The organism is Mycobacterium sp. IDUB_21 (genome assembly GCF_055419425.1).
The window spans coordinates 1-23,236 of the sequence record NZ_JBVAXQ010000011.1 but is presented as its reverse complement, the minus strand read 5'-3'; the positions used below and the strand labels follow the sequence as shown (position 1 = coordinate 23,236).

General features: G+C 67.9%; 22 protein-coding genes. 16 read left to right on the top strand and 6 right to left on the bottom strand.

The genetic code is table 11. The features are described 5' to 3' along the window. The first annotated feature begins 1 nt into the window (after position 1). Positions 2 to 643, top strand: coding sequence for a hypoxanthine phosphoribosyltransferase (gene hpt, locus ACZYY4_RS16425; RefSeq protein WP_463811061.1), 642 nt, complete (start codon positions 2 to 4; stop codon positions 641 to 643). Here hpt and ACZYY4_RS16420 read toward each other — a convergent pair. From ACZYY4_RS16420 to ACZYY4_RS16410, 3 genes are all read right to left on the bottom strand, one after another. Next, on the bottom strand, positions 634 to 1,158 hold the full coding sequence (locus ACZYY4_RS16420; RefSeq protein WP_463811203.1) for a DUF5994 family protein: 525 nt from the start codon (positions 1,156 to 1,158) through the stop codon (positions 634 to 636). The two genes, hpt and ACZYY4_RS16420, sit on opposite strands and share 10 nt — an antisense overlap. A gap of 192 nt (positions 1,159 to 1,350) precedes the next feature. Continuing rightward, complete coding sequence (locus ACZYY4_RS16415) at positions 1,351 to 2,751, bottom strand: WS/DGAT/MGAT family O-acyltransferase (protein WP_463811060.1); 1,401 nt, start codon at positions 2,749 to 2,751, stop codon at positions 1,351 to 1,353. A gap of 315 nt (positions 2,752 to 3,066) precedes the next feature. After that, the gene (locus ACZYY4_RS16410; RefSeq protein WP_463811059.1) at positions 3,067 to 3,813 is read right to left on the bottom strand and encodes an SIMPL domain-containing protein; all 747 of its coding nucleotides are present in this window, start codon (positions 3,811 to 3,813) and stop codon (positions 3,067 to 3,069) included. A 65-nt stretch (positions 3,814 to 3,878) separates the two neighbouring features. Between ACZYY4_RS16410 and ACZYY4_RS16405 the strand changes: the two genes are divergently transcribed. Further along, positions 3,879 to 4,727: an SCO6745 family protein gene (locus ACZYY4_RS16405; RefSeq protein WP_463811058.1), complete on the top strand. Its 849-nt coding sequence runs from the start codon at positions 3,879 to 3,881 to the stop codon at positions 4,725 to 4,727. A gap of 21 nt (positions 4,728 to 4,748) precedes the next feature. Here ACZYY4_RS16405 and ACZYY4_RS16400 read toward each other — a convergent pair whose 3' ends face one another. From ACZYY4_RS16400 to ACZYY4_RS16390, 3 genes are read right to left on the bottom strand one after another with little or no spacing between them, the layout of a single operon-like run. After that, positions 4,749 to 5,765, bottom strand: a complete 1,017-nt coding sequence (locus ACZYY4_RS16400; RefSeq protein WP_463811057.1) for a zinc-binding dehydrogenase — start codon at positions 5,763 to 5,765, stop codon at positions 4,749 to 4,751. Beyond that, entirely contained in the window at positions 5,765 to 6,967 is a 1,203-nt protein-coding gene (locus tag ACZYY4_RS16395; protein ID WP_463811056.1) for an LLM class flavin-dependent oxidoreductase, read from the bottom strand. The genes ACZYY4_RS16400 and ACZYY4_RS16395 overlap by 1 nt, the downstream gene beginning before the upstream one ends. Next, the gene (locus ACZYY4_RS16390; RefSeq protein ID WP_463811202.1) at positions 6,967 to 7,950 is read right to left on the bottom strand and encodes an alpha/beta fold hydrolase; all 984 of its coding nucleotides are present in this window, start codon (positions 7,948 to 7,950) and stop codon (positions 6,967 to 6,969) included. Before ACZYY4_RS16390 ends, ACZYY4_RS16395 begins: the two co-directional genes overlap by 1 nt. Positions 7,951 to 8,110: 160 nt before the next feature. On the opposite strand from ACZYY4_RS16390, the gene ftsH reads away from it, so the two are divergent. The 14 genes from ftsH to clpC1 all read left to right on the top strand — a co-directional run bounded on the left by ftsH (position 8,111) and on the right by clpC1 (position 23,119). Beyond that, positions 8,111 to 10,495, top strand: a complete 2,385-nt coding sequence (gene ftsH / locus ACZYY4_RS16385; protein ID WP_463811055.1) for an ATP-dependent zinc metalloprotease FtsH — start codon at positions 8,111 to 8,113, stop codon at positions 10,493 to 10,495. A gap of 16 nt (positions 10,496 to 10,511) precedes the next feature. Next, complete coding sequence (gene folE / locus ACZYY4_RS16380) at positions 10,512 to 11,090, top strand: GTP cyclohydrolase I FolE (RefSeq protein ID WP_463811201.1); 579 nt, start codon at positions 10,512 to 10,514, stop codon at positions 11,088 to 11,090. After that, a complete protein-coding gene (folP, locus tag ACZYY4_RS16375; RefSeq protein ID WP_463811054.1) occupies positions 11,087 to 11,935 on the top strand; it encodes a dihydropteroate synthase in 849 nt (282 codons plus the stop codon). The genes folE and folP overlap by 4 nt, the downstream gene beginning before the upstream one ends. Next, entirely contained in the window at positions 11,928 to 12,317 is a 390-nt protein-coding gene (gene folB, locus ACZYY4_RS16370; protein ID WP_463811053.1) for a dihydroneopterin aldolase, read from the top strand. Before folP ends, folB begins: the two co-directional genes overlap by 8 nt. Positions 12,318 to 12,350: 33 nt before the next feature. Next, positions 12,351 to 12,869, top strand: coding sequence for a 2-amino-4-hydroxy-6-hydroxymethyldihydropteridine diphosphokinase (folK, locus tag ACZYY4_RS16365; protein ID WP_463811200.1), 519 nt, complete (start codon positions 12,351 to 12,353; stop codon positions 12,867 to 12,869). Continuing rightward, on the top strand, positions 12,869 to 13,354 hold the full coding sequence (locus ACZYY4_RS16360; RefSeq protein ID WP_463811052.1) for a DUF3180 domain-containing protein: 486 nt from the start codon (positions 12,869 to 12,871) through the stop codon (positions 13,352 to 13,354). Before folK ends, ACZYY4_RS16360 begins: the two co-directional genes overlap by 1 nt. Before the next feature lie 143 nt (positions 13,355 to 13,497). After that, the gene (locus tag ACZYY4_RS16355) at positions 13,498 to 14,952 is read left to right on the top strand and encodes a DUF6779 domain-containing protein (RefSeq protein WP_463811051.1); all 1,455 of its coding nucleotides are present in this window, start codon (positions 13,498 to 13,500) and stop codon (positions 14,950 to 14,952) included. 123 nt (positions 14,953 to 15,075) lie between these two features. Beyond that, on the top strand, positions 15,076 to 16,002 hold the full coding sequence (locus tag ACZYY4_RS16350; protein ID WP_463811050.1) for a Rossmann-like and DUF2520 domain-containing protein: 927 nt from the start codon (positions 15,076 to 15,078) through the stop codon (positions 16,000 to 16,002). Next, the gene (gene panC / locus ACZYY4_RS16345; RefSeq protein WP_463811049.1) at positions 15,999 to 16,952 is read left to right on the top strand and encodes a pantoate--beta-alanine ligase; all 954 of its coding nucleotides are present in this window, start codon (positions 15,999 to 16,001) and stop codon (positions 16,950 to 16,952) included. Before ACZYY4_RS16350 ends, panC begins: the two co-directional genes overlap by 4 nt. After that, positions 16,952 to 17,368 (top strand): aspartate 1-decarboxylase, encoded by a 417-nt coding sequence (panD, locus tag ACZYY4_RS16340; protein ID WP_463811048.1) that lies wholly within the window; start codon positions 16,952 to 16,954, stop codon positions 17,366 to 17,368. The genes panC and panD overlap by 1 nt, the downstream gene beginning before the upstream one ends. Positions 17,369 to 17,370: 2 nt before the next feature. After that, positions 17,371 to 18,183, top strand: coding sequence for a type III pantothenate kinase (locus ACZYY4_RS16335; RefSeq protein ID WP_463811047.1), 813 nt, complete (start codon positions 17,371 to 17,373; stop codon positions 18,181 to 18,183). A gap of 30 nt (positions 18,184 to 18,213) precedes the next feature. Further along, positions 18,214 to 19,740, top strand: a complete 1,527-nt coding sequence (gene lysS / locus ACZYY4_RS16330) for a lysine--tRNA ligase (protein WP_463811046.1) — start codon at positions 18,214 to 18,216, stop codon at positions 19,738 to 19,740. Positions 19,741 to 19,858: 118 nt separating this feature from the next. Continuing rightward, a complete protein-coding gene (gene lsr2, locus ACZYY4_RS16325; protein WP_463811045.1) occupies positions 19,859 to 20,194 on the top strand; it encodes a histone-like nucleoid-structuring protein Lsr2 in 336 nt (111 codons plus the stop codon). Positions 20,195 to 20,596: 402 nt separating this feature from the next. Next, positions 20,597 to 23,119 (top strand): ATP-dependent protease ATP-binding subunit ClpC, encoded by a 2,523-nt coding sequence (gene clpC1 / locus ACZYY4_RS16320; RefSeq protein ID WP_463811044.1) that lies wholly within the window; start codon positions 20,597 to 20,599, stop codon positions 23,117 to 23,119. Positions 23,120 to 23,236: the final 117 nt, after the last annotated feature.

Genomic DNA, 23,236 nt, shown 5'->3' with positions numbered 1-23,236 from the left:
GTTGGTTGTCGAACATCGCGCATGGCACGCTGTGTTGGTGGCTGCGTTCTCGCCGGGGGAGACACCCGAGTCGTACGCGGGTGATATCAAATCGGTGCTGCTGAGCGAGGAGCAGATCCGGACCCGCACCGCCGAACTCGGTGCGCAGATCGCCGCCGACTATTCCGACGACTCGAATCCTGCGGACCGCGGCGAGCACCGGGATCTGCTGTTGATCACCGTGCTCAAGGGCGCAGTGCTGTTCGTCACCGACCTGGCCCGGGCGATCCCGCTGCCCACCCAGTTCGAGTTCATGGCGGTCAGCTCCTACGGGTCCTCGACGTCGTCGTCGGGGGTGGTGCGCATCCTCAAGGACCTGGACCGCGACATCAGCGACCGCGACGTGCTGATCGTCGAGGACGTCGTCGACTCCGGCCTGACGTTGTCCTGGCTGCTGCGCAACCTGGCCGCCCGCCGGCCCCGGTCGCTGCGGGTCTGCACGCTGCTGCGCAAACCTGACGCGGCGCGCGCCGGCGTCGACATCGCCTACGTGGGCTTCGACATCCCGAACGACTTCGTGGTCGGCTACGGGCTGGACTACATCGAGCGCTACCGCGACCTGCCCTACATCGGCACGCTGGATCCGCGGGTTTATCAGGGCTGAGCGAAGCCACCTTCGGAGACCCATTGCTCTTCTGCACAGGTTCTTTCGCTGCGGGTCTCTCTTTCGCTCCCACTGATCACCAGCAGGGCGTCGACGCTCGAGTCGTTATCGGGGGCGGCCGCCGTCATCATCGCCTCGTGTGCTTGGTCTGGGTCGGTGTGCGCGGGAACCACGAGCAGGACGATCTTGGCCCCGCTGGCGCCGAGTACCTCCAGCGTGTTCACCGGCTGGCGTTGGTACCCGTCGAGTCGCACCGTTCGTCCATCGGTAACGAGCTTGGCGGGAGCGGTCGCCCATTCGCCGACGTTGTACCTCACTCGCCGAATTGACCCGACTCGAACCGACAACACCGAGAGCAGGCCCGGGAGTTCAGTGGTCAGATCGCCACTCCACGGCCACCAAGCCCCGTCGACGTACCCCGTTTGCGGCGCCTTCGGCTTCAATCGCAACCGCGGCCGGTGTTCGGGTGGCGTCGGGTGTCGGCCCCCTGCGGAGCGGTCCTGTTGCAGCGTCATTTGTAGCGTCATTGCGACGTTCCTGACTTGGCCGCGAACCGGCCAAATAATCTTCAAATCGGCGGCGATACAACCTAGAAAGCGGTCAGATGCGATATACCGCCGATATGTCGAAGTCTACCCGAGTCCGGGCCGAAGGGAGCCCGAAGAGCGGACGCCGGGCCACCCGGCGCGACCCGGTCCGCGCGGTCATCAGAGCCCAGCGGCATGCTCGAGAAGCCGGAGCTCGTCGTCGAGCAGTCCGGTCAGCGCGCCCATCCCGGGAACGGCGTCGCGGCAGCCGGTGAGCCCGAACGCGATCGTGTCGTCGGTGCTGGTGCAGGTGATGTTCAGCGCCTGCCCGTCGACCGGGATCGACAGGGGGTAAAGCGCATCGAGACGGGCGCCATTCCAGTACAGCGGCACCGGCGACCCGGTCACGTTGGAGATCATCACGTTGGGCGGCCGCAGCAGCCCGTGGTGACCGAGCAGCATGCCCAGTGCCAGTGGTGTGGCTCCCAGCGCACTCATCGCGAGGATCTGCAACTGACTGTGCGCGCCGAGCGCGGCCTTGCCCTCGCGCATGCTGTTGCGCACGGACAGCAGCCGCTCGCCGGAATCGGCCAGATCGGTGGCCAGGCCGCACATCAAAGACCCGATTTTATTGCCGGTGTCGGCGGTGTCGTCCCGGCCGCCCGCGGGCCGGGGCAGCCGCAGCGATACCGGAATCATCGCCACCAGCGAGGCCAATGGCAGCGCACTCCGACCGGTCAGGTAGCTGCGCAGCGCGCCGGCGCACATGGCCAGCACCACGTCGTTGACGGTGGCGTCGCTGTGCTTGGCGACCAACCGCAGTCGTTCCAGCGGCCACGAGCCCCCGGTGAAGGACCGGGCACCGTCGATCGCCACGTTGAACATGGTGTTGGGTGTGACCAGCGACAGCGCCCCGCCGCGCTGGCGCAGAGCCTGCACGAGGGTGCCGCCGAGTGCGGGTAGCAACCCGGCGGCATCTCGCGCGCCATCCCATATCGCCGTCGCCGCGCGCCCCGGCAGCCAACCACCCGACGTCGCCGCCGCTGCAGGCTCGGATGCGGTCTCGACCGGCTCCCACAACGCAGGCTGACCGCGCAGCTCGGGGTCGGCACTCAGTGCGGCCCGCAGCATCCCCATCGCGGAAACTCCGTCCGTGAGTGCGTGGTGGACCTTGATGTAGACCGCATACCGACCGTCGGCGAGGCCCTCGATCAGGTGCATCTCCCACAGCGGCCGATCCCGGTCCAGTGGGGTCGCGTGCAGCCACGACACCAGCGTCCACAACTCCAGCATTCCGGCGGGCCGCGGCAGCGCCGAATAGTGCACGTGGCGGTCGAGGTCGACGTCGGCGTCGCTGTCCCAGCCCCACTGTCCCAGTGACAGCACCGACCGGCGGGCCCGCTTGCGCCACATGCCGGTCACCTTGTCGCGGGCGACGGCCGCGGCGAACATCTGGCGCACATCGGAGGCGCAGGCACCCTCGGGCGGGGTGAACAATGCCAGACCACCGACCTGCATCTGGCGATTCTCCGATTCGGCCAGCAAGAACATCGAGTCGGTTAGGGACATGGGAATCAACATCAGGGCACAAACTCCAGACACGGCACAGGCGCCGTCGGCGATTCGAAAGTGGTTACGCGAGAACGCCGGTTCGGCTGGGTGAATCTGGTCGATCCGCACCCAGATACCGCGGAGGGTTGCCTTCGCCTCGCATCTTCAGGTCGACGACGATCCCGGTGGTCGCGATGGCACAAGGGCACCTCGTTGCGACTGGGAGGCTCAAACGCCCGCCCTGCGGGTCCGCAAAGAATGTGGCTTCGATCGGATGAAGTGGAGCATCACCGCTGTGACCTACCGTACGCCACACTGTGGCGTTGTCGCAGTGGAATGATCGGGCTAACTGAGCTCCCACACCGCCGTCACCGAGAAGCTGACGGTCTGCTGGCCGGGCTCCACCGGTGGCGGGGCGGCCATCGCGCGCGGCATCGGCATCCCCGCCGCTACCGGGGGCGCCGCCCCACCGGCCACCTCGGAAATCGAGAGCACCCGGCCCAGATGCAGACCGGACAGCTGCGCGTACTGATCCGCGCGGTCCTTGGCGTCGTTGAAGGCCCGCTCACGCGCGTCGCGCACCAGCTGAGAATCATCCTCGATGGAGTAGCTGACCCCGTTGATCCGGGTGGCGTCCCCGCCGGCCCGCACGATCACGGCCAGCACCTGGGAGGCGGAATCCCGTTCGACCTTGACGCGGATCGTGTTGCCGGCCCGGTAGCCGGTGATGTTCGCCGAACCGCTGGGCTCGGAGTTGCCGTACTGCGGTTGCAGACTGACGCCGGTGGTGCTGATGTCCTTGCGGTCCACCCCGGCGTCCACCAGTGCGTCGATCACCGCCTGCTGACGCTCGCTGGTCTGATTCATCGCGTTGGTGACATCTCCGGCGATGAACTCGATGCCCGCCTCGGTGGTCAACGTGTCCGGAATACCCTGTACCTCACCGGATCCGACGACCGTGACCTGCCTGGGCAGATCCGCGCCGTCACCGCCGGGACTGACGTCGCATCCGGCTATCGCGGCGGTGGTCAGGCCGGCCAGGGCCAGCGTCATCGACCAGCGGAGAACCTTCCGGGCGCTGCGTGTCGGCATGACTGGCACCTTATCGGAGTCGAGGACCAGGTCTTGATGAAAGTCCGATGCGGCACACTGAGACGATGACCGTCGCGCCGTGCAGAGCACTGTCCAAGGCCATCGAACCCTTCGCCGGGCAGGTGTACTTCGCACCGGAGTGTCACCGGGGGTACGCGACCCTGGGCTTTGCGCCCAGTCCCGCAAAATCCGGTGGCGTCGAGATGCCGGACGGACCGGCCTACTTCTGCAGCCGCGGCTCGGCGTTGGGGCAGGCCTCTGGGGAGGTGATCGCCGCGACTTTCGGGGTGTTCAACCCGGCGGTGGTGGTGCCGGCAGTCGACTACGGCTGGACGCTCACCGACGCGCCGACCATCCGCGCGGCCCGCGTCGAGGGCTCGGTGGCCCAGCTGCGGCGCGTCCTCGGGGACGCACCGGACGGTCTCGATCGGGCGGTGCTGCTGTTGCGTCGCGCCGCCGACGGGCTCTCGCTGGCCGGCAAGCCACTGTTCGCCGGGCTGGTTGCCGACGGGCCGGCGGGAGACCCGCTCACCGACGCCTGGCAGTTGGCCGACCAGCTGCGTGAGTTCCGCGGTGACGCGCACGTGAACGCCTGGACGGCAGCCGGATTCGACGGCGTCGAGATCGGGCTGATCACCGAGCTCTACCGGGGACTTCCGCCGCGCACCTACGTCCGCACCAGGGCCTGGACCGATGACGAACTCACCGCCGGCGAGGCTCGGCTGGCCGAGCGGGGCCTGGCGCGTGACGGCGCACTCACCGATGCCGGACACGCGGCTCGCGAGGGGGTCGAGACGACCACCGACGAGGCGTGTGCCCCGATCGTCGCTCGTCTCGGTGACGACTTGGGAGAGTTGGTCGAGCTGGTGGGTGGGTGGTCGCAGCTGCTGCGCGACGCCGGCGCGTTCCCGTAGCGGCGGGCCGTCGCCGTCTGCTTAAGGGGTGACCAGGATCTTGCAGTGCCGATCGGGGTCGGCCAGGTCGTCGAACGCAGCACCCACGCCGTCGAGTCCGACCTCGCCGGTGATCAGCGGCGCCACGTCGATTCGTCCCTCGGCGATGGCCCGCAGCGACGCGGTGAACTCCACAGGCTCGTAGGCCAACACGAACTGCACGCTGATCTCCTTGGCGATGCCGTAGAACGGGTGCACGGTGTCGGGCTGCATACACACTCCCGCAACGACCAGCCGGCTGCCGACCGGTGCCCGCCGCAGTACGTCGTCGATGATGCCCGGCACGCCGACCGCTTCGAAGATCACCTTCGGTTTGACTGTGTCGAACGGCGAACCCTGCGCCGGGTCGAGTGTGCGATGCGCGCCCATCATCGTCGCCAGATTTCGGCGGGCATGTGAATAATCCACGGCCACAATGTCTTCCACGCCCGAGGTGCGCAGTGCGGCGATGATGGCCATCCCGATCGGTCCGCAGCCCAACACCAGTGCGGTCTCGCCGGGCGCCACGCCGGACTTGTTGACCGCGTGCAGTCCTACCGCCATCGGTTCGGTCAGCGCGGCGTGGCGGGGGTCCAGTCCGTTGGGGATGGGCACCAGCAGCGGCGCCGACAGCAGCATCTTTTCGGCGTAGCCGCCCACCGTGGTGTTGGAGTAGACGATCGGTTCAATGCCTTTGGCGGCCAGCAGAACCGGGATCGAGGTGACCGGCGTTCCGGGGGTAACGGTCTCGGTGCCGGGACCGGCTTCCAGCACCTTCGCGCTGAACTCGTGACCCATGAAGATGTCGGCGCCCAGGTCGACAACCGCGCCGGAGGAAGGGCTGCCGGACATCGACTGCGTCGCGGCCAGCACCTGGTCGCCGTGCGCGGCGAAGTGCAAGTCGGAACCGCAGATACCGCAGGCCGTCACCTCGACGAGCACCTGACCCGGGCCCGGTGTCGGCTCCGGCACGTCATCGCGGTAGATCATTCGGCCGTCGCGCAGCACCGCGGCGCGCATCAGCGTGGCCTATTGGCCTGATCGGAGCCTGACTCGGTGACGTGCTCGACGACGGCGTTCTTGATCGCCTCACCTGCCCGGCCGAACAGGGTGTCACGCATGCCCCGCGCCCAGTCGTGTGATGCCCGGGGTGCGGTGAGCTGGCCCTTGAAGTGTGGAATCACCTTGCGGGCCAACAGTTCGTAACTGTGATACGTCGCTTCCGGTGAGGCCCAGTCATGTCCCAGGAACAGCAGGGTGCCGAATCCGCCGGAGCGCTCCAGCAGGCCGGTGATGTGTTCGATCGCGTCATCGGGGGTGCCGATGCAGCTGCTGCCGGCGGCGGCGTAAGCCTCGACGAACTCGGTCGGCGTCTGCGGTGAGCCTTCGACTTCGCTGGCCAGCGGGACGAACCCGGCCGCGCCGAAGTAGTTCGCGAAATCCTGCAGGCCGTAGGTGCAGTCGGCCACCGCCTGCTCGCGGGTGTCGGCGATGTGCATGATGCTCAACACCCGCCAGTCGTTGCGATCCGGTTCGTCGCGGCCGGCTTTGGCGGCCTGATCGCGAACCACCTCCCAGGTGTTCTCCAGTGCGGCGAATCCGCCCGGCACCGACATCGACAGTGACAGCAGTGAGGTGCCCAGCGTTCCGGCGAGCCGCGGCCCGGACGGGGAAATCATTGCCGCCGTGGAGATCTCCGGATACGGCCAGGTGTAGGGCCGGATGTGCAGCGCGGCGTCGCGCAAGGTGAACCAGTCCGAGTGCCGGGTGACCAATTCGCCGGGCTCGGCGCGGAACAACGCCAGGATCGCCTCCAGAGACTCCTGCATCATTCGGCGCTGCTCGACGGGATCGATGCCCATCATGTAGGCGTCGGTGGGCAGGGCGCCCGGCCCGGTGCCGAACATCACCCGGCCGCGGGTCAGGTGGTCCAGCAGCACCCAGCGGTCGGCCACCATCAGCGGGTGGTGATAGGGCAGCGAGACGACGCCGGTGCCCAGCCGGATGTGTTTGGTGCGTTCCGCGGCCGCCGCGATGAAAACCTCGGGGCAGGCGATCAGTTCGTAGCCACCCGAGTGATGCTCGCCGAACCAGGCTTCGTCGAATCCCAGCCGGTCCAGTGCGACTACCCGTTCAAGGTCGTATTCCAGTGCGACCGTCGGTGATTGACCCAGCGCGTGAAACGGGGTGATGAAGACCCCGAAGCGCAGCGGCGCGGCCATCACGACACCCGTCCGGACGGCACGGCGGCCAGAAACTCCAGCAGCGCCGCGTTGACCTCGTCGGGCCGTTCCTGCTGCAGCCAGTGCCCGGCGCCGTCGATCATCACCTCGCGGTATGGGCCGCTGACCAGTTCGCTGGCCCGGTCGCGTCGGGTGAAAGCGAGCACCGGGTCGGCGGTTCCGGCGATGAACAACGCGGGGACGTCGATGGTGGCCGAGGGCGGATTCGCCATGATCTCCCAATTGCGGTCGAGGTTGCGGTACCAGTTCAGTCCGCCGGTGAAACCGGTGCGGGTGAACTCGGCGATGTAGTGGTCCAGTTCGTCGGCGTTGATCCAGTCCGGTCGCGCAGCCGGCTCGGCCAGTCGATCGATGAAGCCCATCGGGCCGGGGGCGGTCATCAACAGCGCCGAGTCGCGGTCGGCCGGACTGAGGCTGCCCATCATCCGGCGCATGGTGCGCCCGGGATCGGAATCCAGCTCCGCGTCGGCGACGCCGGGTTGCTGGAAATAGAGCATGTAGAAAAAGTTCTCACCGAAAATCTTGCCGAACGCCGCCGTCGGCGAGACCTGTGGACGCGGCACCGGCGGAACGCTGAGCCCCACCACGCCGGCCACTCGGTCGGGGTGTAGTTGGGCGGCGCTCCACACCACCGGACCGCCCCAGTCATGACCGATCCAGATCGCGCGCTCGGCGCCGACGTCGTCCAACAGACCGACCAGGTCGCCGGTGAGCGCAGCTATGTCATAGGCCGCTATCTCATCCGGCCGTGACGAACCCCCGTAGCCGCGCTGGTCGGGGGCCAGCACGTGGAAGCCCGCGTCGGCCAGCGCCGGGATCTGATGTCGCCAGGAATAGGCCAGCTCCGGGAACCCGTGCGCCAATAGGACGACCGGAGCGCCGGGCCCATTGTGCTCGCCCGCTTCAGTTACCCGCAGGGTCACGCCGTTGGTGTTGACGAGGCGTTCGGTTGTTCGTTGAATTGCGGGGGTCACCGTCTCACCAAAGCACAACCGGACCTGGACGGAGAACGGATTGCCGGGTCCGGGCAGCTCCGACCATGCCAGATGTCCGGGGACGGTAGCCTGAACATGCCCAGCTGCATGTACTGGAAGGAAATGGGGCCGAGTTCGGCCGTGTCTGATGAATCGCAAAAACGTGATCCGCACCATCACCGCGATCGCCGTGGTGCTGTTGCTTGGTTGGTCGTTCTTCTATTTCAGTGACGACACCCGCGGATACAAACCGGTCGACACCTCGATCGCCGTGGCCCAGATCCACAGCGGCAACGTCAAGAGCGCTCAGCTCGACGACCGCGAGCAACAGCTGCGGCTGATTCTGAAGAAACCACTCACCAGCGTCGAGGTGTCCGACAAAGCCGACAAGGCCGCCAAGTCCGGCAAGGACGAGAAGGTCGACAAGCTGATCACCAAGTACCCGACCGGGTACGCGGTTCCGCTCTACACCGCGCTGACCAACAAGAAGGCGGAGATCAACACCGTCGTCAACCAGGGCAGCGTGCTGGGTTCACTGCTGATCTACATGCTGCCGATGCTGTTGCTGATCGGGCTGTTCGTGATGTTCTCGCGGATGCAGGGCGGCGCCCGGATGGGCTTCGGGATGGGCAAATCCCGGGCCAAGCAGCTGGGCAAGGACATGCCCAAGACCACCTTCGCCGATGTCGCCGGCGTCGACGAGGCGGTCGAAGAGCTCTACGAGATCAAGGACTTCCTACAGAACCCCAGCAGATACCAGGCGCTGGGCGCCAAGATCCCCAAGGGCGTGCTGCTCTACGGCCCGCCGGGCACCGGCAAGACACTGCTGGCCCGCGCGGTGGCCGGTGAGGCAGGCGTGCCCTTCTTCACCATCTCCGGCTCGGATTTCGTGGAGATGTTCGTCGGTGTGGGCGCCTCGCGGGTGCGTGACCTGTTCGAGCAGGCCAAACAGAACAGCCCCTGCATCATCTTCGTCGACGAGATCGACGCAGTCGGACGCCAGCGCGGCGCCGGCATGGGCGGTGGCCACGACGAGCGTGAGCAGACCCTCAACCAGTTGCTGGTGGAGATGGACGGTTTCGGTGAGCGCGCCGGCGTCATCCTGATCGCGGCCACCAACCGGCCCGACATCCTGGACCCGGCGCTGTTGCGCCCCGGCCGGTTCGACCGTCAGATCCCGGTGACCAACCCCGACATCGCGGGGCGGCGCGCGGTGCTGCGGGTGCATTCGGCCGGCAAACCGATCGGCCCGGACGCCGACCTCGACGGGCTGGCCAAGCGCACCGTCGGCATGTCCGGCGCGGACCTGGCAAACGTGATCAACGAGGCGGCGCTGCTGACCGCGCGGGAGAACGGCACCGTGATCACCGGTGCGGCACTGGAAGAAGCGGTGGACCGGGTGATCGGCGGTCCGCGCCGCAAGGGCCGCATCATCAGCGAGCACGAGAAGAAGATCACCGCCTACCACGAGGGCGGACACACTCTGGCGGCATGGGCGATGCCCGACATCGACCCGGTCTACAAGGTGACGATCCTGGCCCGCGGCCGCACCGGTGGGCACGCGGTGGCAGTGCCCGAGGAGGACAAGGGGCTGCGTACCCGCTCGGAGATGATCGCCCAACTGGTCTTCGCCATGGGCGGGCGCGCCGCCGAGGAACTGGTGTTCCGCGAGCCGACCACCGGAGCGGTCTCCGACATCGAGAAGGCCACCGCGGTCGCGCGTGCCATGGTCACCGAATACGGCATGAGCGCCAAGCTCGGCGCGGTCCGCTACGGCACCGACCACGGTGACCCGTTCGTCGGGCGCGCGATGGGCACCCAGCCCGACTACTCCCACGAGGTGGCCCGCGACATCGACGACGAGGTGCGCAAGCTGATCGAGGCCGCGCACACCGAGGCCTGGGAGATCCTCACCGAGTACCGCGAGGTCCTCGATGTGCTGGCCGGCGAACTGCTGGAGAAGGAGACGCTGCACCGCGCCGATCTGGAGAAGATCTTCGGCGACGTGAACAAGCGACCCCGACTGACGACGTTCGACGACTTCGGCGGGCGGGTGCCGTCCGACAAGCCGCCGATCAAGACTCCCGGCGAACTGGCCATCGAGCGGGGCGAGCCGTGGCCCCAGCCGGTCCCCGAGCCGGCGTTCAAGGCCGCGATCGCCCAGGCTTCCCGCGAAGCAGCAGCCAAGGTGGGCGATTCCGTTCCCAACGGCAGCAACGGCGTGCCTGCCGGCGGAGACGCAGCCCCGGGCACCCAGCCAGACTACGGCGCCCCGGCGGGCTGGCATGCGCCCGGCTGGCCTCCCGCAGGCCAACAGCCGTCGCCGCAGGCCGGCTACTGGTATCCGCCCCAGCAGTGGCCGCAGCAGGGCTATCCGCCGGCCTCGCACTACCCGCCGGCTGCGTCCTACCCGCCTGCTGGGCCGTACCCCGGTGCGGGCCAGCCGCCGCCACCACCGCCGGCGCCTCCCGGTGAGGCCGACGGCCGTCGCAGTGCGGAGAACAACCGGCCCGAGCAGCCGTCCGGTGACTGAGAAAGTTGGGTCGACGATGACGCCGGCGATTTTCGATCAGGCGCGGGCTGAGGCCGCAGTGCGTGAACTGCTGTTCGCGGTGGGCGAAGACCCCGACCGAGCGGGTCTGGTCGACACCCCGGCGCGGGTCGCGCGGGCTTATCAGGAGATGTTCGCCGGGCTCTACACCGACCCGGACGCGGTGCTGGAGACCACCTTCGACGAGCAGCACGAAGAGCTGGTGATCGTCAGGGAGATCCCGCTGTACTCGACCTGCGAGCACCATCTGGTGGCCTTTCACGGAGTCGCGCACGTCGGGTACATCCCCGGCTACGACGGCCGGATCACCGGCCTGTCCAAGCTGGCGAGGGTGGTCGACCTCTACTCGAAGCGACCGCAGGTGCAGGAGCGGTTGACCGCGCAGGTCGCTGACGCCCTGATGCGCAAACTCAACCCGCGCGGAGTGATCGTGGTGGTCGAGGCTGAGCACCTGTGCATGGCGATGCGAGGTGTGCGCAAGCCCGGGGCGATCACAACCACGTCGGCGGTTCGCGGACAGTTCAAATCCGACAGCACGTCGCGCGCTGAGGCCCTGGAACTCATCCGGCGCAAGTGAGCCCGACACGCGTCCAGGTCGTCGGGGTGGTCAACGTCACCGCCGACTCGTTCTCCGATGGCGGGCGCTACCTGAATGCCGGACGTGCCGTGGAACACGGCTTGGCGCTGGCGGCCCAGGGAGCCGCGATCATCGATGTCGGGGGTGAATCGACCCGGCCCGGCGCGGTGCGTGTCGATCCGACCGCCGAAGCGCAGCGGGTCGTCCCGGTCGTGAAAGAACTTGCCGCCCAGGGCATTACCGTCAGCATCGACACGATGAACGCTGCAGTGGCTCGGGCAGCTCTGGACTGCGGGGCCGGGATCGTCAACGACGTCTCCGGAGGACGGGCCGACCCGGCGATGGCGCCCCTGCTGGCCTCGTCGGGTGCCCGCTGGGTGCTGATGCACTGGCGCCCAGTCGATCCCGAACACCCGCACCGCGTACCGGACTACCGCGACGTCGTCGCCGAAGTGCGCGACGATCTACTCGTCTCCGTCGATGCCGCCGTCGCCGCCGGGGTGGACCCGGCGAAGTTGATCGTCGATCCCGGTCTGGGCTTCGCTAAAACGGCGCAAGATAATTGGGCCCTGCTGAACGCGCTGCCGCAATTGGTCGAGCTCGGCATGCCGGTCCTCGTCGGGGCGTCGCGCAAGCGATTTCTCGGTACGCTGCTGTCCGGAGCGGACGGTACGCCGCGGCCGCCCGACGAGCGGGAGACGGCCACCGCGGTGGTCTCGGCGCTCGCCGGCCTGCACGGGGCCTGGGGCGTGCGGGTGCACGACGTGCGCGGCTCGGTCGACGCGCTTAGGGTCTTGGAAGCCTGGACTGCAGCCCGGACGCAGGGAGACACGAGCGATGACTGATCGGATCGAGTTGCGCGGCCTGAAGGTTCGCGGCAACCACGGGGTGTTCGCCCATGAGCGGGCCGATGGACAGGATTTCATCGTCGACATCACCGTGTGGATGGACCTTTCCGCCGCAGCCGCAAGCGACGCGCTGGCCGACACCTACGACTACGGGGTACTGGCCCAGCGGGCCGCGGACATCGTCACCGGCCCGGCCCGGGACCTCATCGAGACCGTGGCCGCCGAGATAGCCGAGGAGGTCATGGGCGATACGCGGGTGCAGGCCGTCGAGGTGACGTTGCACAAGCCGCACGCCCCCATCCCGCTGACCTTCGCCGACGTAGCGGTGGTGGCGCGGCGGTCACGGCGCGATCGGCGCGGCACGGTGGTCCCGGCATGACGCGCGCCGAAGGTTACGAGGATGAGCGCGCCGATGACTGAAGCGGTGCTTTCCATCGGGTCCAACCTGGGTGATCGACTGGCCCGGCTGCAGTCGGCCGTCGACGGTTTCGGCGCTGCGGTGCGGGAGGTGTCGGGTGTGTACGAGAGCGAGGCGTGGGGCGGGGTCGACCAGGGGCGCTTCCTCAACGCGGTGCTGATCGCGGACGACGCGGCCATCGACGGACACGGTTGGCTGCGGCGGGCCCACGAGCTCGAACAGGCGGCAGACCGGGTGCGCGGCGAACGCTGGGGCCCGCGAACCCTGGACGTCGACGTGATCAGCTGCCGTGAGCCAGGAGGGACCGAGCTGGCGTCTCGCGACAAAGGGCTGACCCTGCCGCATCCGCTGGCTCACCTGCGGGCGTTCGTCATGGTCCCGTGGCTCGATGTTGAGCCGGAGGCGCAGCTCACGGTGGCCGGTCGGCGGTGCCCGGTGGCGGATCTGCTGAACGAACTGGAGCCCGCCGACCGCGACTCACTGCGGCTGACCGACCTGGTGCTGCACCGCTGATGGGCCCGACCCGCAAACGAGACGTGACCACAGCCGCCGCGGTCGCCGCCGTCCTCAGCTACCTGGCGATGGGTCTGTTGTACCGATGGTTCCCGCCGATCACCGTGTGGACCGGGATATCGCTGCTGGTGGTCGCGGTCGCCGAGGCCGCCTGGGGCCGCTACGTCCGGGGGAAGATCGATGACGGCCGGATCGGCGTCGGATCCGGGTGGCTGGACCCATTGGCGGTGGCCCGCACTGTTGTGATCGCCAAGGCCTCGGCCTGGATGGGTGCGCTGGTGTTGGGCTTCTGGTTGGGCGTGCTGGGCTACCTGCTGCCGCGCCGGTCCACCCTGCACGCCGCGGCCGAGGACACCGGGGGTGCCGCGGTCGCCGCGGCGAGCGCGCTGGCTGTGCTCGTCGCCGCACTGTGGCTGCAGAACTGCTGCAAATCGCCGCAGGATCCCGGTCAGTCCGGGCAGCTGACCGGAAATCAACCTGGGTGAGAATCGCCGGAGCGGGGCGACACGCGGAATGACCTCGTACAGGTACAGTCGGGCAATGCGTGTCAGCAATGATGCGGATGCGCTGGGGCACCCCCAGTCGCGCAGCGGCGACAGGGACAAGGCGACGAGGTGGAGCGGCGCAGATGAATTCGGTCCTGTCCCGCGCCCCGGGTCGGCGTGGCGGTCGCAGGCCGGGCTGGACGTTGATGACCGCGTTGCTGATCCTTGCGATCGCGGCGAGTTCGGCACTGGTGTTCACCAGTCGGGTGGAGTTACTCAAGCTCGCCGTCATCGTGGCGCTGTGGGCCGCGGTCGCAGCGGCGTTCGTGTCGGTGATCTACCGGCGGCAAAGTGACGTCGACCAAGCCCGGGCCCGTGACCTGAAGCTGGTCTACGACCTGCAACTGGACCGTGAGATCTCGGCACGACGCGAGTACGAGCTGACGGTGGAGTCGCAGCTGCGCCGCGAGCTGGCATCGGAGCTGCGGGCGCAGGCCGCCGACGAGGTTGCCGCGTTGCGAACCGAGCTGTCCGCGCTACGGACCAACCTGGAGATCCTCTTCGACGCCGACTTGAGTCACCGGCCGGCGCTGGAGACTGATTCCTCTGCGCGCACGACTATTCGTGCCTACAGCGACTGGGCACGTTCGGGTGGGGAGTCCGTCGGTGCCCGAGTCGCCCCGGCCGCTGCGGGGTTCTATCCCGAGGACGCGGTCACCCAAACGGCCGAGAATCCGATCATCGACGTTCCGGAGGTGCGGATTCCGACCGGCGGAATTCCCACGCCTGCGGCGTCTCAGACGCCTCAGACCCCGCATGACGAGACCGCCCGCCGGGGTTCGCATCGCCGGGCCGCCGACGAGGCTCCCCGTCGGGCCGCCGACGAGACTCCCCGCCGGGCCGCGGACGAGGCCCCCGGCCGGCCCGCCGACGAGGCTCCCCGCCGGTCCGCGGAAGAAGTCCAGAAACCCCCGGGCCGTTGGGCGCAACCGTCGCAGCCGTTCGTCCCGCCGGAACCCCGTCGCGGGCCCGAACCGCCGCCGCCTGCGCCTCCCTCCCCGCCCCCGACGCCGCAGCAACCCTGGGTCGCGACGTCACCCCCGCCACCCGCCTCATGGAAACCGGTTGGCGCCGAAGGGGAATGGCTACCGCCCGGCTCCCCGGGCAGCAACTGGTCCGCGAATCCTCCCGCGGACTCAGGTCGACACGGTGCCGACGAGCCCGGGTATTCCGGCGACCGCGCGGCGAGTGTGCCCGAGCATGGCGCCGAGGCGCCGTCCCGGCACGGCCGCCACGCCGGCCCCGGCGCGCCCGCCGACGCTCCGGTGAACGGCGCCGAGCAGGTACGTCCCGACGGGGAGGGACGCCGGCGGGCACCCTCCCGGCACTCGGCGGATGCGGCCGGCAGCCATGCCCAGCCGGCGCAGGTGGAGACGGTGCCCGAAAGCGCCCCGGCTGCGGCGGCACGCCATTCCACCGGCTCCGAGCGGGGAACCGAGGCCGCCCCGAACACCGGCGGTCAGTCGGTGGCTGACCTGCTGGCCCGTTTGCAGACCGCCCCCACCGAGGGCCGCCGGCGTCGCCGCCGCGAGGAGTAACAGCCGCATCTGCGACCAACGTCACTCGCGGGGCCAGGGTCGATCGAGATAGACTCTCCGCGACCGTCCGGTACCTGCAACGCGGGACTGGAACGAACCAAGAGAACCTGTGAGGTCGTCTGCATGGCGCAGTTCGACGGGTTGCGGCCCGCCCGACTCAAGGTAGGCGTCATCTCTGCCGGCCGGGTCGGCACCGCCCTGGGCGTCGCGTTGGAACGTGTCGACCATGTCGTGGTGGCCTGCAGCGCCATCTCCGAAGAGTCACGGCAGCGCGCCCGGCTGCGACTGCCAGACACCCTGGTGCGTCCGGCCCACGATGTCGCAGGCGACGCCGAATTGCTGCTGTTGTGCGTTCCCGACACCGAGCTGGCCGGCATCGTGTCCGGCCTGGCGGCCACCGGAGCGGTGCGCGCCGGAACGATCGTCGTGCACACTTCCGGTGCCAGCGGGATCGGCGTGCTGGCGCCGCTGACCGAGCAGGGCTGTCTGCCGTTGGCGATACACCCTGCGATGGCGTTCACCGGCGCGGACGAGGACATCGACCGGCTGGCGGACAGCTGCTTCGGCATCACCGCCGCCGACGAGATCGGCTACGCCATCGCCGAGGCGCTGGTGCTGGAGATCGGCGCCCAGCCGTTCCGGGTCGACGAAAGCGCCCGCACCCTCTACCACGCCGCGCTGTGTCACGGCGGCAACCACGTGGTCACCGTGATCGACGACGCGCTGGCGGCGTTGCGGGCGGCCTTGCCCGGCCTGGGGGGACCTTCTGTTGGCGGGGGACTCGGCGCCACCGGGGTAGCAGACCCCGACGGCGTAGCTGAACGAGTGCTCGGGCCGTTGGTGCGGGCGGCACTGGCCAACACCCTGCGGGACGGCCGGGCCGCACTGACCGGGCCGGTGGCCCGCGGCGATTCGGCCACCTTGGCCCGACACCTGGAAGCGCTGGCCGGCGTGGACCCCGATCTGGCGGAGGCTTATCGCACCAATGCGCTGCGCACCGCGCACTGCGCAGGCGCCGCCGACGACGTGCTGACGGTGCTGACGCGGTGAGGCCGAACGCTGCCGGGGGGTCTGCGCCCACCTTCGCCGCCGGCGGGCTCAACGTCTACGCCCGGCCGGATGAGGTCGCCCGCGTCACCGGCGCGCTGCGGTCGACCGGACGCCGGGTGATGCTGGTGCCGACGATGGGAGCCTTACACCAAGGCCACCTGGCGTTGGTGCGCGCCGCGCGTAAAGTGCCCGGCGCGGTTGTGGTGGTGTCGATCTTCGTCAACCCGCTGCAGTTCGGCGCCGGCGAAGACCTCGACGCCTATCCGCGCACCCTGGACGACGACCTGGCCCTGCTGCGCGCCGAAGGTGTCGAGCTGGCCTTCACCCCGACCGCCGCCGCGATGTATCCGGACGGCCCGCGGTCCGCCGTGCACCCCGGTGCGTTGGGAGCCGACCTCGAAGGCGCCGCACGCCCGACGCACTTCGCCGGGATGCTCACCGTGGTGTGCAAGTTGCTGTCGATCGTGCGCCCCGACCGGGTGTTCTTCGGCGAGAAGGACTATCAGCAGCTGGTGCTGGTGCGCGAGATGGTCGCCGACCTCAACCTCGATGTGGCCGTGGTGGGGGTGCCGACGGTGCGCGAATCCGACGGTCTGGCGCTCTCGTCGCGCAACCGCTACCTCGACGCCGCGCAGCGCGAAGCCGCGGCGGCGCTGTCGGCGGCCTTGGCGGCCGGTGAGCACGCGGCTTCGGACGGGGCTACCGCGGTGCTCGATGCCGCCGGCGCGGTGCTGTCCGCGGTGCCCGCCGTCGAAGTCGACTACCTGCAGGTGCGCGGGGTCGACCTCGGCCCGGCACCGGTCGACGGCCCGGGGCGGCTGCTGATCGCCGCCCGGGTGGACGCGACCCGATTGATCGACAACGCCGCCATAACGCTCGGACTTCCCATCGACGCCGAGGTGGCGTCGGTCGGTTCGGATCGATATCACGTATCAAACCGGAGGAATTGATGTTTCGGACGATGCTCAAGTCGAAGATTCACCGTGCCACGGTCACCCATGCCGACCTGCACTATGTCGGCTCGGTGACCATCGACGCCGATCTGATGGAGGCCGCCGACCTGCTCGAAGGCGAGCAGGTCACCATCGTCGACATCGACAACGGCGCTCGGCTGGTGACCTATGCCATCACCGGGGAGCGGGGCAGCGGTGTTATCGGGATCAACGGTGCCGCAGCGCATCTGGTGCACCCCGGCGATCTGGTGATCCTGATCGCCTACGGCACGATGGAGGACGCCGAGGCCCGCCGCTACCGGCCCAGGATCGTCTTCGTCGACTCCGACAACAAGCAAGTGGACCTCGGCGACGACCCGGCCTTCGTGCCCGACGACGTGTCGGATCTACTCTCACCCAGAAGCGTGCGATAGCCGTGCTGCTGGCCATCGACGTCCGCAACACCCACACCGTCATCGGCCTGATCGCCGGTTCGGGCGAACACGGAAACGTCGTGCAGCAGTGGCGGATTCGCACCGAAGCGGAGATCACTGCCGACGAGCTGGCGCTGACCCTGGACGGCCTGATCGGTGACGACGGTGAACAGCTCACCGGTGCTGCCGCGTTGTCCACCGTGCCGTCGGTGCTGCACGAGGTCCGGCTGATGCTCGATCAGTACTGGCCCTCGGTGCCGTCGGTGCTGATCGAACCGGGCGTGCGCACCGGTATCCCACTGCTGGTGGACAATCCCAAGGAAGTCGGCGCCGACCGGATCGTCAACTGCCTGGCTGCCTTCCACAAGTTCAATACGGCGGCGATCGTGGTGGACTTCGGTTCGTCGATCTGCGTCGACGTGGTTTCGGCCAAGGGTGAATTCCTGGGCGGCGCCATCGCGCCCGGGGTTCAGATCTCCTCGGACGCCGCCGCGGCCCGATCCGCGGGGTTGCGCCGGGTCGAGCTCACCCGCCCGCGCTCGGTGATCGGCAAGAACACCGTCGAATGCATGCAGGCCGGTGCGGTGTTCGGTTTCGCCGGGCTGGTCGACGGACTGGTGCGACGGGTCCGCGACGATGCACCCGGCTTCGGGGACAACGTGACTGTGGTGGCAACCGGGCACACCGCTCCGCTGTTGCTCGCCGACTTGGAAACGGTCGACCAGTACGACGCCAACCTGACCCTGGACGGGCTGCGGTTGGTGTTCGAACGCAACCGGGACAGTCAACGGGGCAGGTTGCGGCCGGCGCGCTGAGCGCCCGCCGGTTGATTAAGCTGGCACGTCGTGAGCTCCGCCGATACCCCAGACCTGTCGCAGAACGACGATCTCGATCTTCCCGAGCAGTTCCGGATCCGCCGCGACAAGCGGGCCCGGTTGCTTCAGCAGGGCCGCGATCCGTACCCGGTGGCCGTCGACCGCACCCACACGCTCGCCCAGATCCGGGCCGCCCACCCCGACCTTGCCGCCGACACCGCCACCGGCGAGGTCGTCGGCGTCGCCGGCCGGGTGGTGTTCGCCCGCAACTCCGGCAAATTGTGCTTCGCCACCCTGCAAGAGGGCGACGGCACCCAGTTGCAGGTGATGATCAGCCTGGCCGGCGTCGGCGAGCAGGTGTTGGAGGCATGGAAGTCCGACGTCGACCTCGGCGACATCGTCTACGTGCACGGCGAGGTGATCAGCTCCCGCCGCGGCGAGCTGTCGGTGCTGGCCGATTCCTGGGAGATGGCGTCGAAGTCGCTGCGGCCACTGCCGGTCGCACACAAGGAGATGAGCGAGGAGTCGCGGGTCCGGCAGCGCTATGTCGACCTGATCGTCCGTCCGGAGGCGCGCACCGTGGCTCGCCAGCGGATCGCTATCGTTCGAGCCGTTCGCTCCTCATTGGAGCGCCACGGATTCCTCGAAGTCGAAACGCCGATGTTGCAGACATTGGCCGGTGGGGCGGCGGCCCGGCCGTTCGTCACCCATTCGAACGCTCTCGACGCGGATCTTTACCTGCGAATCGCTCCCGAACTGTTCCTGAAACGGTGCGTTGTCGGCGGGTTCGACCGAGTCTTCGAACTCAATCGGGTGTTCCGAAACGAAGGCGCGGATTCCACCCATTCCCCGGAGTTCTCGATGCTGGAGACCTACCAGGCCTATGGCACCTATGATGACTCGGCCGTGGCTACCCGGGAGATTATTCAAGAGGTCGCGGACGAAGTGATCGGGACCCGTCAACTGCCGCTGCCCGACGGCAGCTTCTACGACATTGACGGCGAATGGGTGACCGTTGAAATGTATCCGTCACTGTCTGAGGCGATCGGCGAGGAGATCACCCCGGCGACCCCGGCCGATCGGTTATGGGCCGTCGCCGACCGCCTGGGTGTGGAAATTCCCACCGACCGCGGCTACGGGCACGGCAAGCTGGTCGAGGAGCTGTGGGAACACACGGTCGGCCACGGCCTGAGCGCCCCGACTTTCGTCAGGGACTTCCCGGTCGAGACGACTCCGCTGACCCGCCAGCACCGCAGCATCGACGGGGTCACCGAGAAGTGGGATCTGTACATGCGGGGCGTTGAACTGGCCACCGGCTACTCCGAGCTCATCGACCCGGTGGTGCAGCGCGACCGTTTCGAGGCCCAGGCGCGTGCCGCGGCGGCCGGCGACGACGAGGCGATGGCCCTTGACGAGGACTTCCTGGTCGCGATGGAACACGCGATGCCGCCGTGTACCGGTACCGGAATGGGCATCGACCGGCTGCTGATGGTCTTGACAGGCCTGTCAATTAGGGACACCGTTTTGTTCCCGATTGTTCGGCGTCACGGCAACTGAAACTCCTGCCGGCACCTGTTGTGTTGAAGCAGGCGTATTTTTATGGCACATTGGTCCGCGAGGTCGAATACGGCTTTGCGCACAGTTTGCGCGCACGAAAGCTAACTGAGGGGTGCCAATGGCGAAAAAAGTGACCGTCACCTTGATCGATGATTTCGATGGTGAAGGTGCCGCCGACGAAACAGTCGAATTCGGGCTGGACGGGGTGACCTACGAGATCGACCTTTCAAGCAAGAATGCCGGGAAACTGCGCGCTGAGTTGAAGAAGTGGGCCGACGCGGGCCGTCGGGTCGGCGGGCGCCGGCGAGGACGGGCGGGTGGTGGCCGCCGCGGAACGATCGACCGCGAACAAAGCGCCGCGATCCGCGAATGGGCTCGCCGCAACGGCCACAACGTGTCGACACGCGGTCGTATCCCGGCCGACATCATCGACGCCTTTCACGCCGCAAGCTGACCCGGCGGTTCAGCGAGGCTCGACGAAGGAGAGCCGAAGCTGGGACCGCCGCATGGACCCAGGCGGTTCAGCGAGGCTCGACGAAGGAGAGCCGAAGCTGGGACCGCCGCATGGACCCAGGCCGTTCAGCGAGGCTCGACGAAGGAGAGCCGAAGCTGGGACCGCCGCATCAACCCGGCGTTTCGCTTCTGGCGAACCGGATGCCCCCCCGGAACGCATTCGGGGGCCACGGCGTTACTCCCTTACATCAGGTGCCAGGCCATTCGGGGTCTGCCACCGCAAGTGGTCGATTCAGTGCGCATTGCACGGCAGGTCACAGTGCGCTGTGCCGCCCACTACAGTGGACGGCAGGTACGTGAGGCCGACCAGGTACCGATGGTGAGGGAGAGCAGGTAACCGCCGATGTTCGAAAGATTTACCGACCGCGCCCGCAGGGTTGTCGTCCTGGCCCAGGAAGAGGCCCGGATGCTGAACCACAACTACATCGGGACCGAGCACATCCTGTTGGGCCTGATCCACGAGGGCGAAGGCGTGGCCGCCAAGTCGCTGGAGTCGCTGGGCATCTCCCTGGAGGGCGTGCGCAGCCAGGTCGAGGAGATCATCGGCCAGGGCCAGCAGGCGCCGTCCGGGCACATCCCGTTCACCCCCCGTGCCAAGAAGGTGCTCGAGCTGAGCCTGCGTGAGGCGTTGCAGCTCGGCCACAACTACATCGGCACCGAGCACATTCTGCTCGGCCTGATCCGAGAGGGTGAGGGTGTTGCCGCGCAGGTGCTGGTCAAGTTGGGTGCCGACCTGACCCGGGTGCGTCAGCAGGTCATCCAGCTGCTGAGTGGCTACCAGGGCAAGGAGACCGCCGAAGCCGGCACCGGTGGCCGCGGCGGGGAGTCCGGCTCGCCGTCCACCTCATTGGTGCTCGACCAGTTCGGCCGCAACCTGACCGCCGCGGCGATGGAGGGCAAGCTCGACCCGGTTATCGGCCGGGAGAAGGAAATCGAGCGGGTCATGCAGGTGCTTTCCCGGCGCACCAAGAACAACCCGGTGCTGATCGGTGAGCCCGGCGTCGGCAAGACGGCCGTCGTGGAGGGACTGGCCCAGGCGATCGTGGCCGGCGAGGTTCCGGAGACGCTCAAGGACAAGCAGCTTTACACCCTTGACCTGGGCTCGCTGGTGGCCGGCAGCCGGTACCGCGGTGACTTCGAGGAGCGGCTGAAGAAGGTCCTCAAGGAGATCAACACCCGCGGCGACATCATCTTGTTCATCGACGAGTTGCACACCCTGGTCGGTGCCGGCGCGGCCGAGGGCGCGATCGACGCGGCCTCGATCCTGAAACCGAAGCTCGCTCGTGGTGAACTTCAAACGATCGGCGCCACCACCCTCGACGAGTACCGCAAGTACATCGAGAAGGACGCCGCCCTGGAGCGGCGGTTCCAGCCGGTGCAGGTCGGTGAGCCCACTGTCGAGCACACCATCGAGATCCTCAAGGGCCTGCGGGACCGTTACGAAGCCCACCACCGGGTCTCGATCACCGACTCGGCCATCGTGGCGGCAGCCACCCTGGCCGACCGCTACATCAACGACCGGTTCCTGCCGGACAAGGCGATCGACCTGATCGACGAGGCCGGTGCGCGGATGCGGATCCGCCGGATGACCGCACCGCCGGACCTGCGCGAGTTCGACGAGAAGATCGCCGACGCGCGCCGTGAGAAGGAGTCCGCGATCGACGCGCAGGACTTCGAGAAGGCGGCCAGCCTGCGGGATCGGGAGAAGCAACTCGTCGCGCAGCGCGCGGAGCGCGAAAAGCAGTGGCGCTCCGGTGATCTCGATGTCGTGTCCGAGGTCGACGACAATGAGATCGCCGAGGTGCTGGGCAATTGGACCGGTATCCCGGTGTTCAAGCTGACCGAGGCCGAGACCACCCGTCTGCTACGGATGGAAGACGAGCTGCACAAGCGGATCATCGGCCAGGACGACGCGGTCAAGGCGGTTTCCAAGGCGATCCGGCGCACCCGTGCCGGGTTGAAGGATCCGAAGCGGCCTTCCGGCTCGTTCATCTTCGCCGGCCCGTCCGGTGTCGGTAAAACCGAGTTGTCCAAGGCGCTGGCGGAATTCCTCTTCGGCGACGACGACGCGCTCATCCAGATCGACATGGGCGAGTTCCACGACCGGTTCACCGCGTCGCGGCTGTTCGGTGCGCCTCCCGGCTACGTCGGCTACGAGGAAGGCGGCCAGCTGACCGAGAAGGTGCGGCGCAAGCCGTTCTCGGTGGTGCTGTTCGACGAGATCGAGAAGGCGCACCAGGAGATCTACAACAGTCTGTTGCAGGTGCTGGAGGACGGCCGCCTCACCGACGGTCAGGGCCGCACGGTGGACTTCAAGAATTGCGTGCTGATCTTCACCTCCAACCTGGGGACCTCCGATATCTCCAAGGCTGTCGGGCTCGGGTTCACCCAGGGCGGCGGGGACAACAACTACGAGCGGATGAAGCTCAAGGTCAACGACGAGCTCAAGAAGCACTTCCGCCCGGAGTTCCTCAACCGCATCGACGACATCATCGTCTTCCACCAGCTCACCAAGGAAGAGATCGTCCAGATGGTCGATCTGATGATCGGCCGGGTGGCCAAGCAGCTCAAGGCCAAGGACATGGACATCGTGATGACCGACAAGGCGAAGTCGCTGTTGGCCAAGCGCGGCTTCGACCCCGTGCTGGGTGCGCGCCCGCTGCGGCGCACCATCCAGCGCGAGATCGAGGACCAGCTCTCCGAGAAGATCCTGTTCGACGAGATCGTCGCCGGTCAGCTGATCACCGTCGACGTCGAGAACTGGGACGGCGAGGGCGCGCATGAGAATGCGGTGTTCACCTTCGCCGGCAGCCAGAAGCCGGCCGAGGCGGATCTCGCTCAGGCGGGTGCGCCGGCCGGGGAGTAACAGCCGCGAGCAGTCACAAAAGCCTCCATTTCCTAGTGAAATCGGGCGTTGTCAAGCTGCCTGGAGTCGTTCGGGCTTGGGAAGGTTGATGCCGACGGTGTCGCTGGGGGCGGGGGT

Coding starts and splice junctions, on each gene's coding strand:
- ACZYY4_RS16395 (WP_463811056.1), bottom strand. CDS start 6,967: ATGGCCGCGCCGCTGCGCTTCGGGGTCTTCATCACCCCGTTTCACGCG.
- ACZYY4_RS16415 (WP_463811060.1), bottom strand. CDS start 2,751: ATGTTGATTCCCATGTCCCTAACCGACTCGATGTTCTTGCTGGCCGAA.
- folB (WP_463811053.1), top strand. CDS start 11,928: ATGACTGATCGGATCGAGTTGCGCGGCCTGAAGGTTCGCGGCAACCAC.
- ACZYY4_RS16360 (WP_463811052.1), top strand. CDS start 12,869: ATGGGCCCGACCCGCAAACGAGACGTGACCACAGCCGCCGCGGTCGCC.
- clpC1 (WP_463811044.1), top strand. CDS start 20,597: ATGTTCGAAAGATTTACCGACCGCGCCCGCAGGGTTGTCGTCCTGGCC.
- folK (WP_463811200.1), top strand. CDS start 12,351: ATGACTGAAGCGGTGCTTTCCATCGGGTCCAACCTGGGTGATCGACTG.
- ACZYY4_RS16420 (WP_463811203.1), bottom strand. CDS start 1,158: ATGACGCTGCAACAGGACCGCTCCGCAGGGGGCCGACACCCGACGCCA.
- ACZYY4_RS16405 (WP_463811058.1), top strand. CDS start 3,879: ATGACCGTCGCGCCGTGCAGAGCACTGTCCAAGGCCATCGAACCCTTC.
- ftsH (WP_463811055.1), top strand. CDS start 8,111: ATGAATCGCAAAAACGTGATCCGCACCATCACCGCGATCGCCGTGGTG.
- ACZYY4_RS16410 (WP_463811059.1), bottom strand. CDS start 3,813: ATGCCGACACGCAGCGCCCGGAAGGTTCTCCGCTGGTCGATGACGCTG.
- folE (WP_463811201.1), top strand. CDS start 10,512: ATGACGCCGGCGATTTTCGATCAGGCGCGGGCTGAGGCCGCAGTGCGT.
- ACZYY4_RS16400 (WP_463811057.1), bottom strand. CDS start 5,765: ATGCGCGCCGCGGTGCTGCGCGACGGCCGAATGATCTACCGCGATGAC.
- lsr2 (WP_463811045.1), top strand. CDS start 19,859: ATGGCGAAAAAAGTGACCGTCACCTTGATCGATGATTTCGATGGTGAA.
- panD (WP_463811048.1), top strand. CDS start 16,952: ATGTTTCGGACGATGCTCAAGTCGAAGATTCACCGTGCCACGGTCACC.
- ACZYY4_RS16355 (WP_463811051.1), top strand. CDS start 13,498: ATGAATTCGGTCCTGTCCCGCGCCCCGGGTCGGCGTGGCGGTCGCAGG.
- ACZYY4_RS16350 (WP_463811050.1), top strand. CDS start 15,076: ATGGCGCAGTTCGACGGGTTGCGGCCCGCCCGACTCAAGGTAGGCGTC.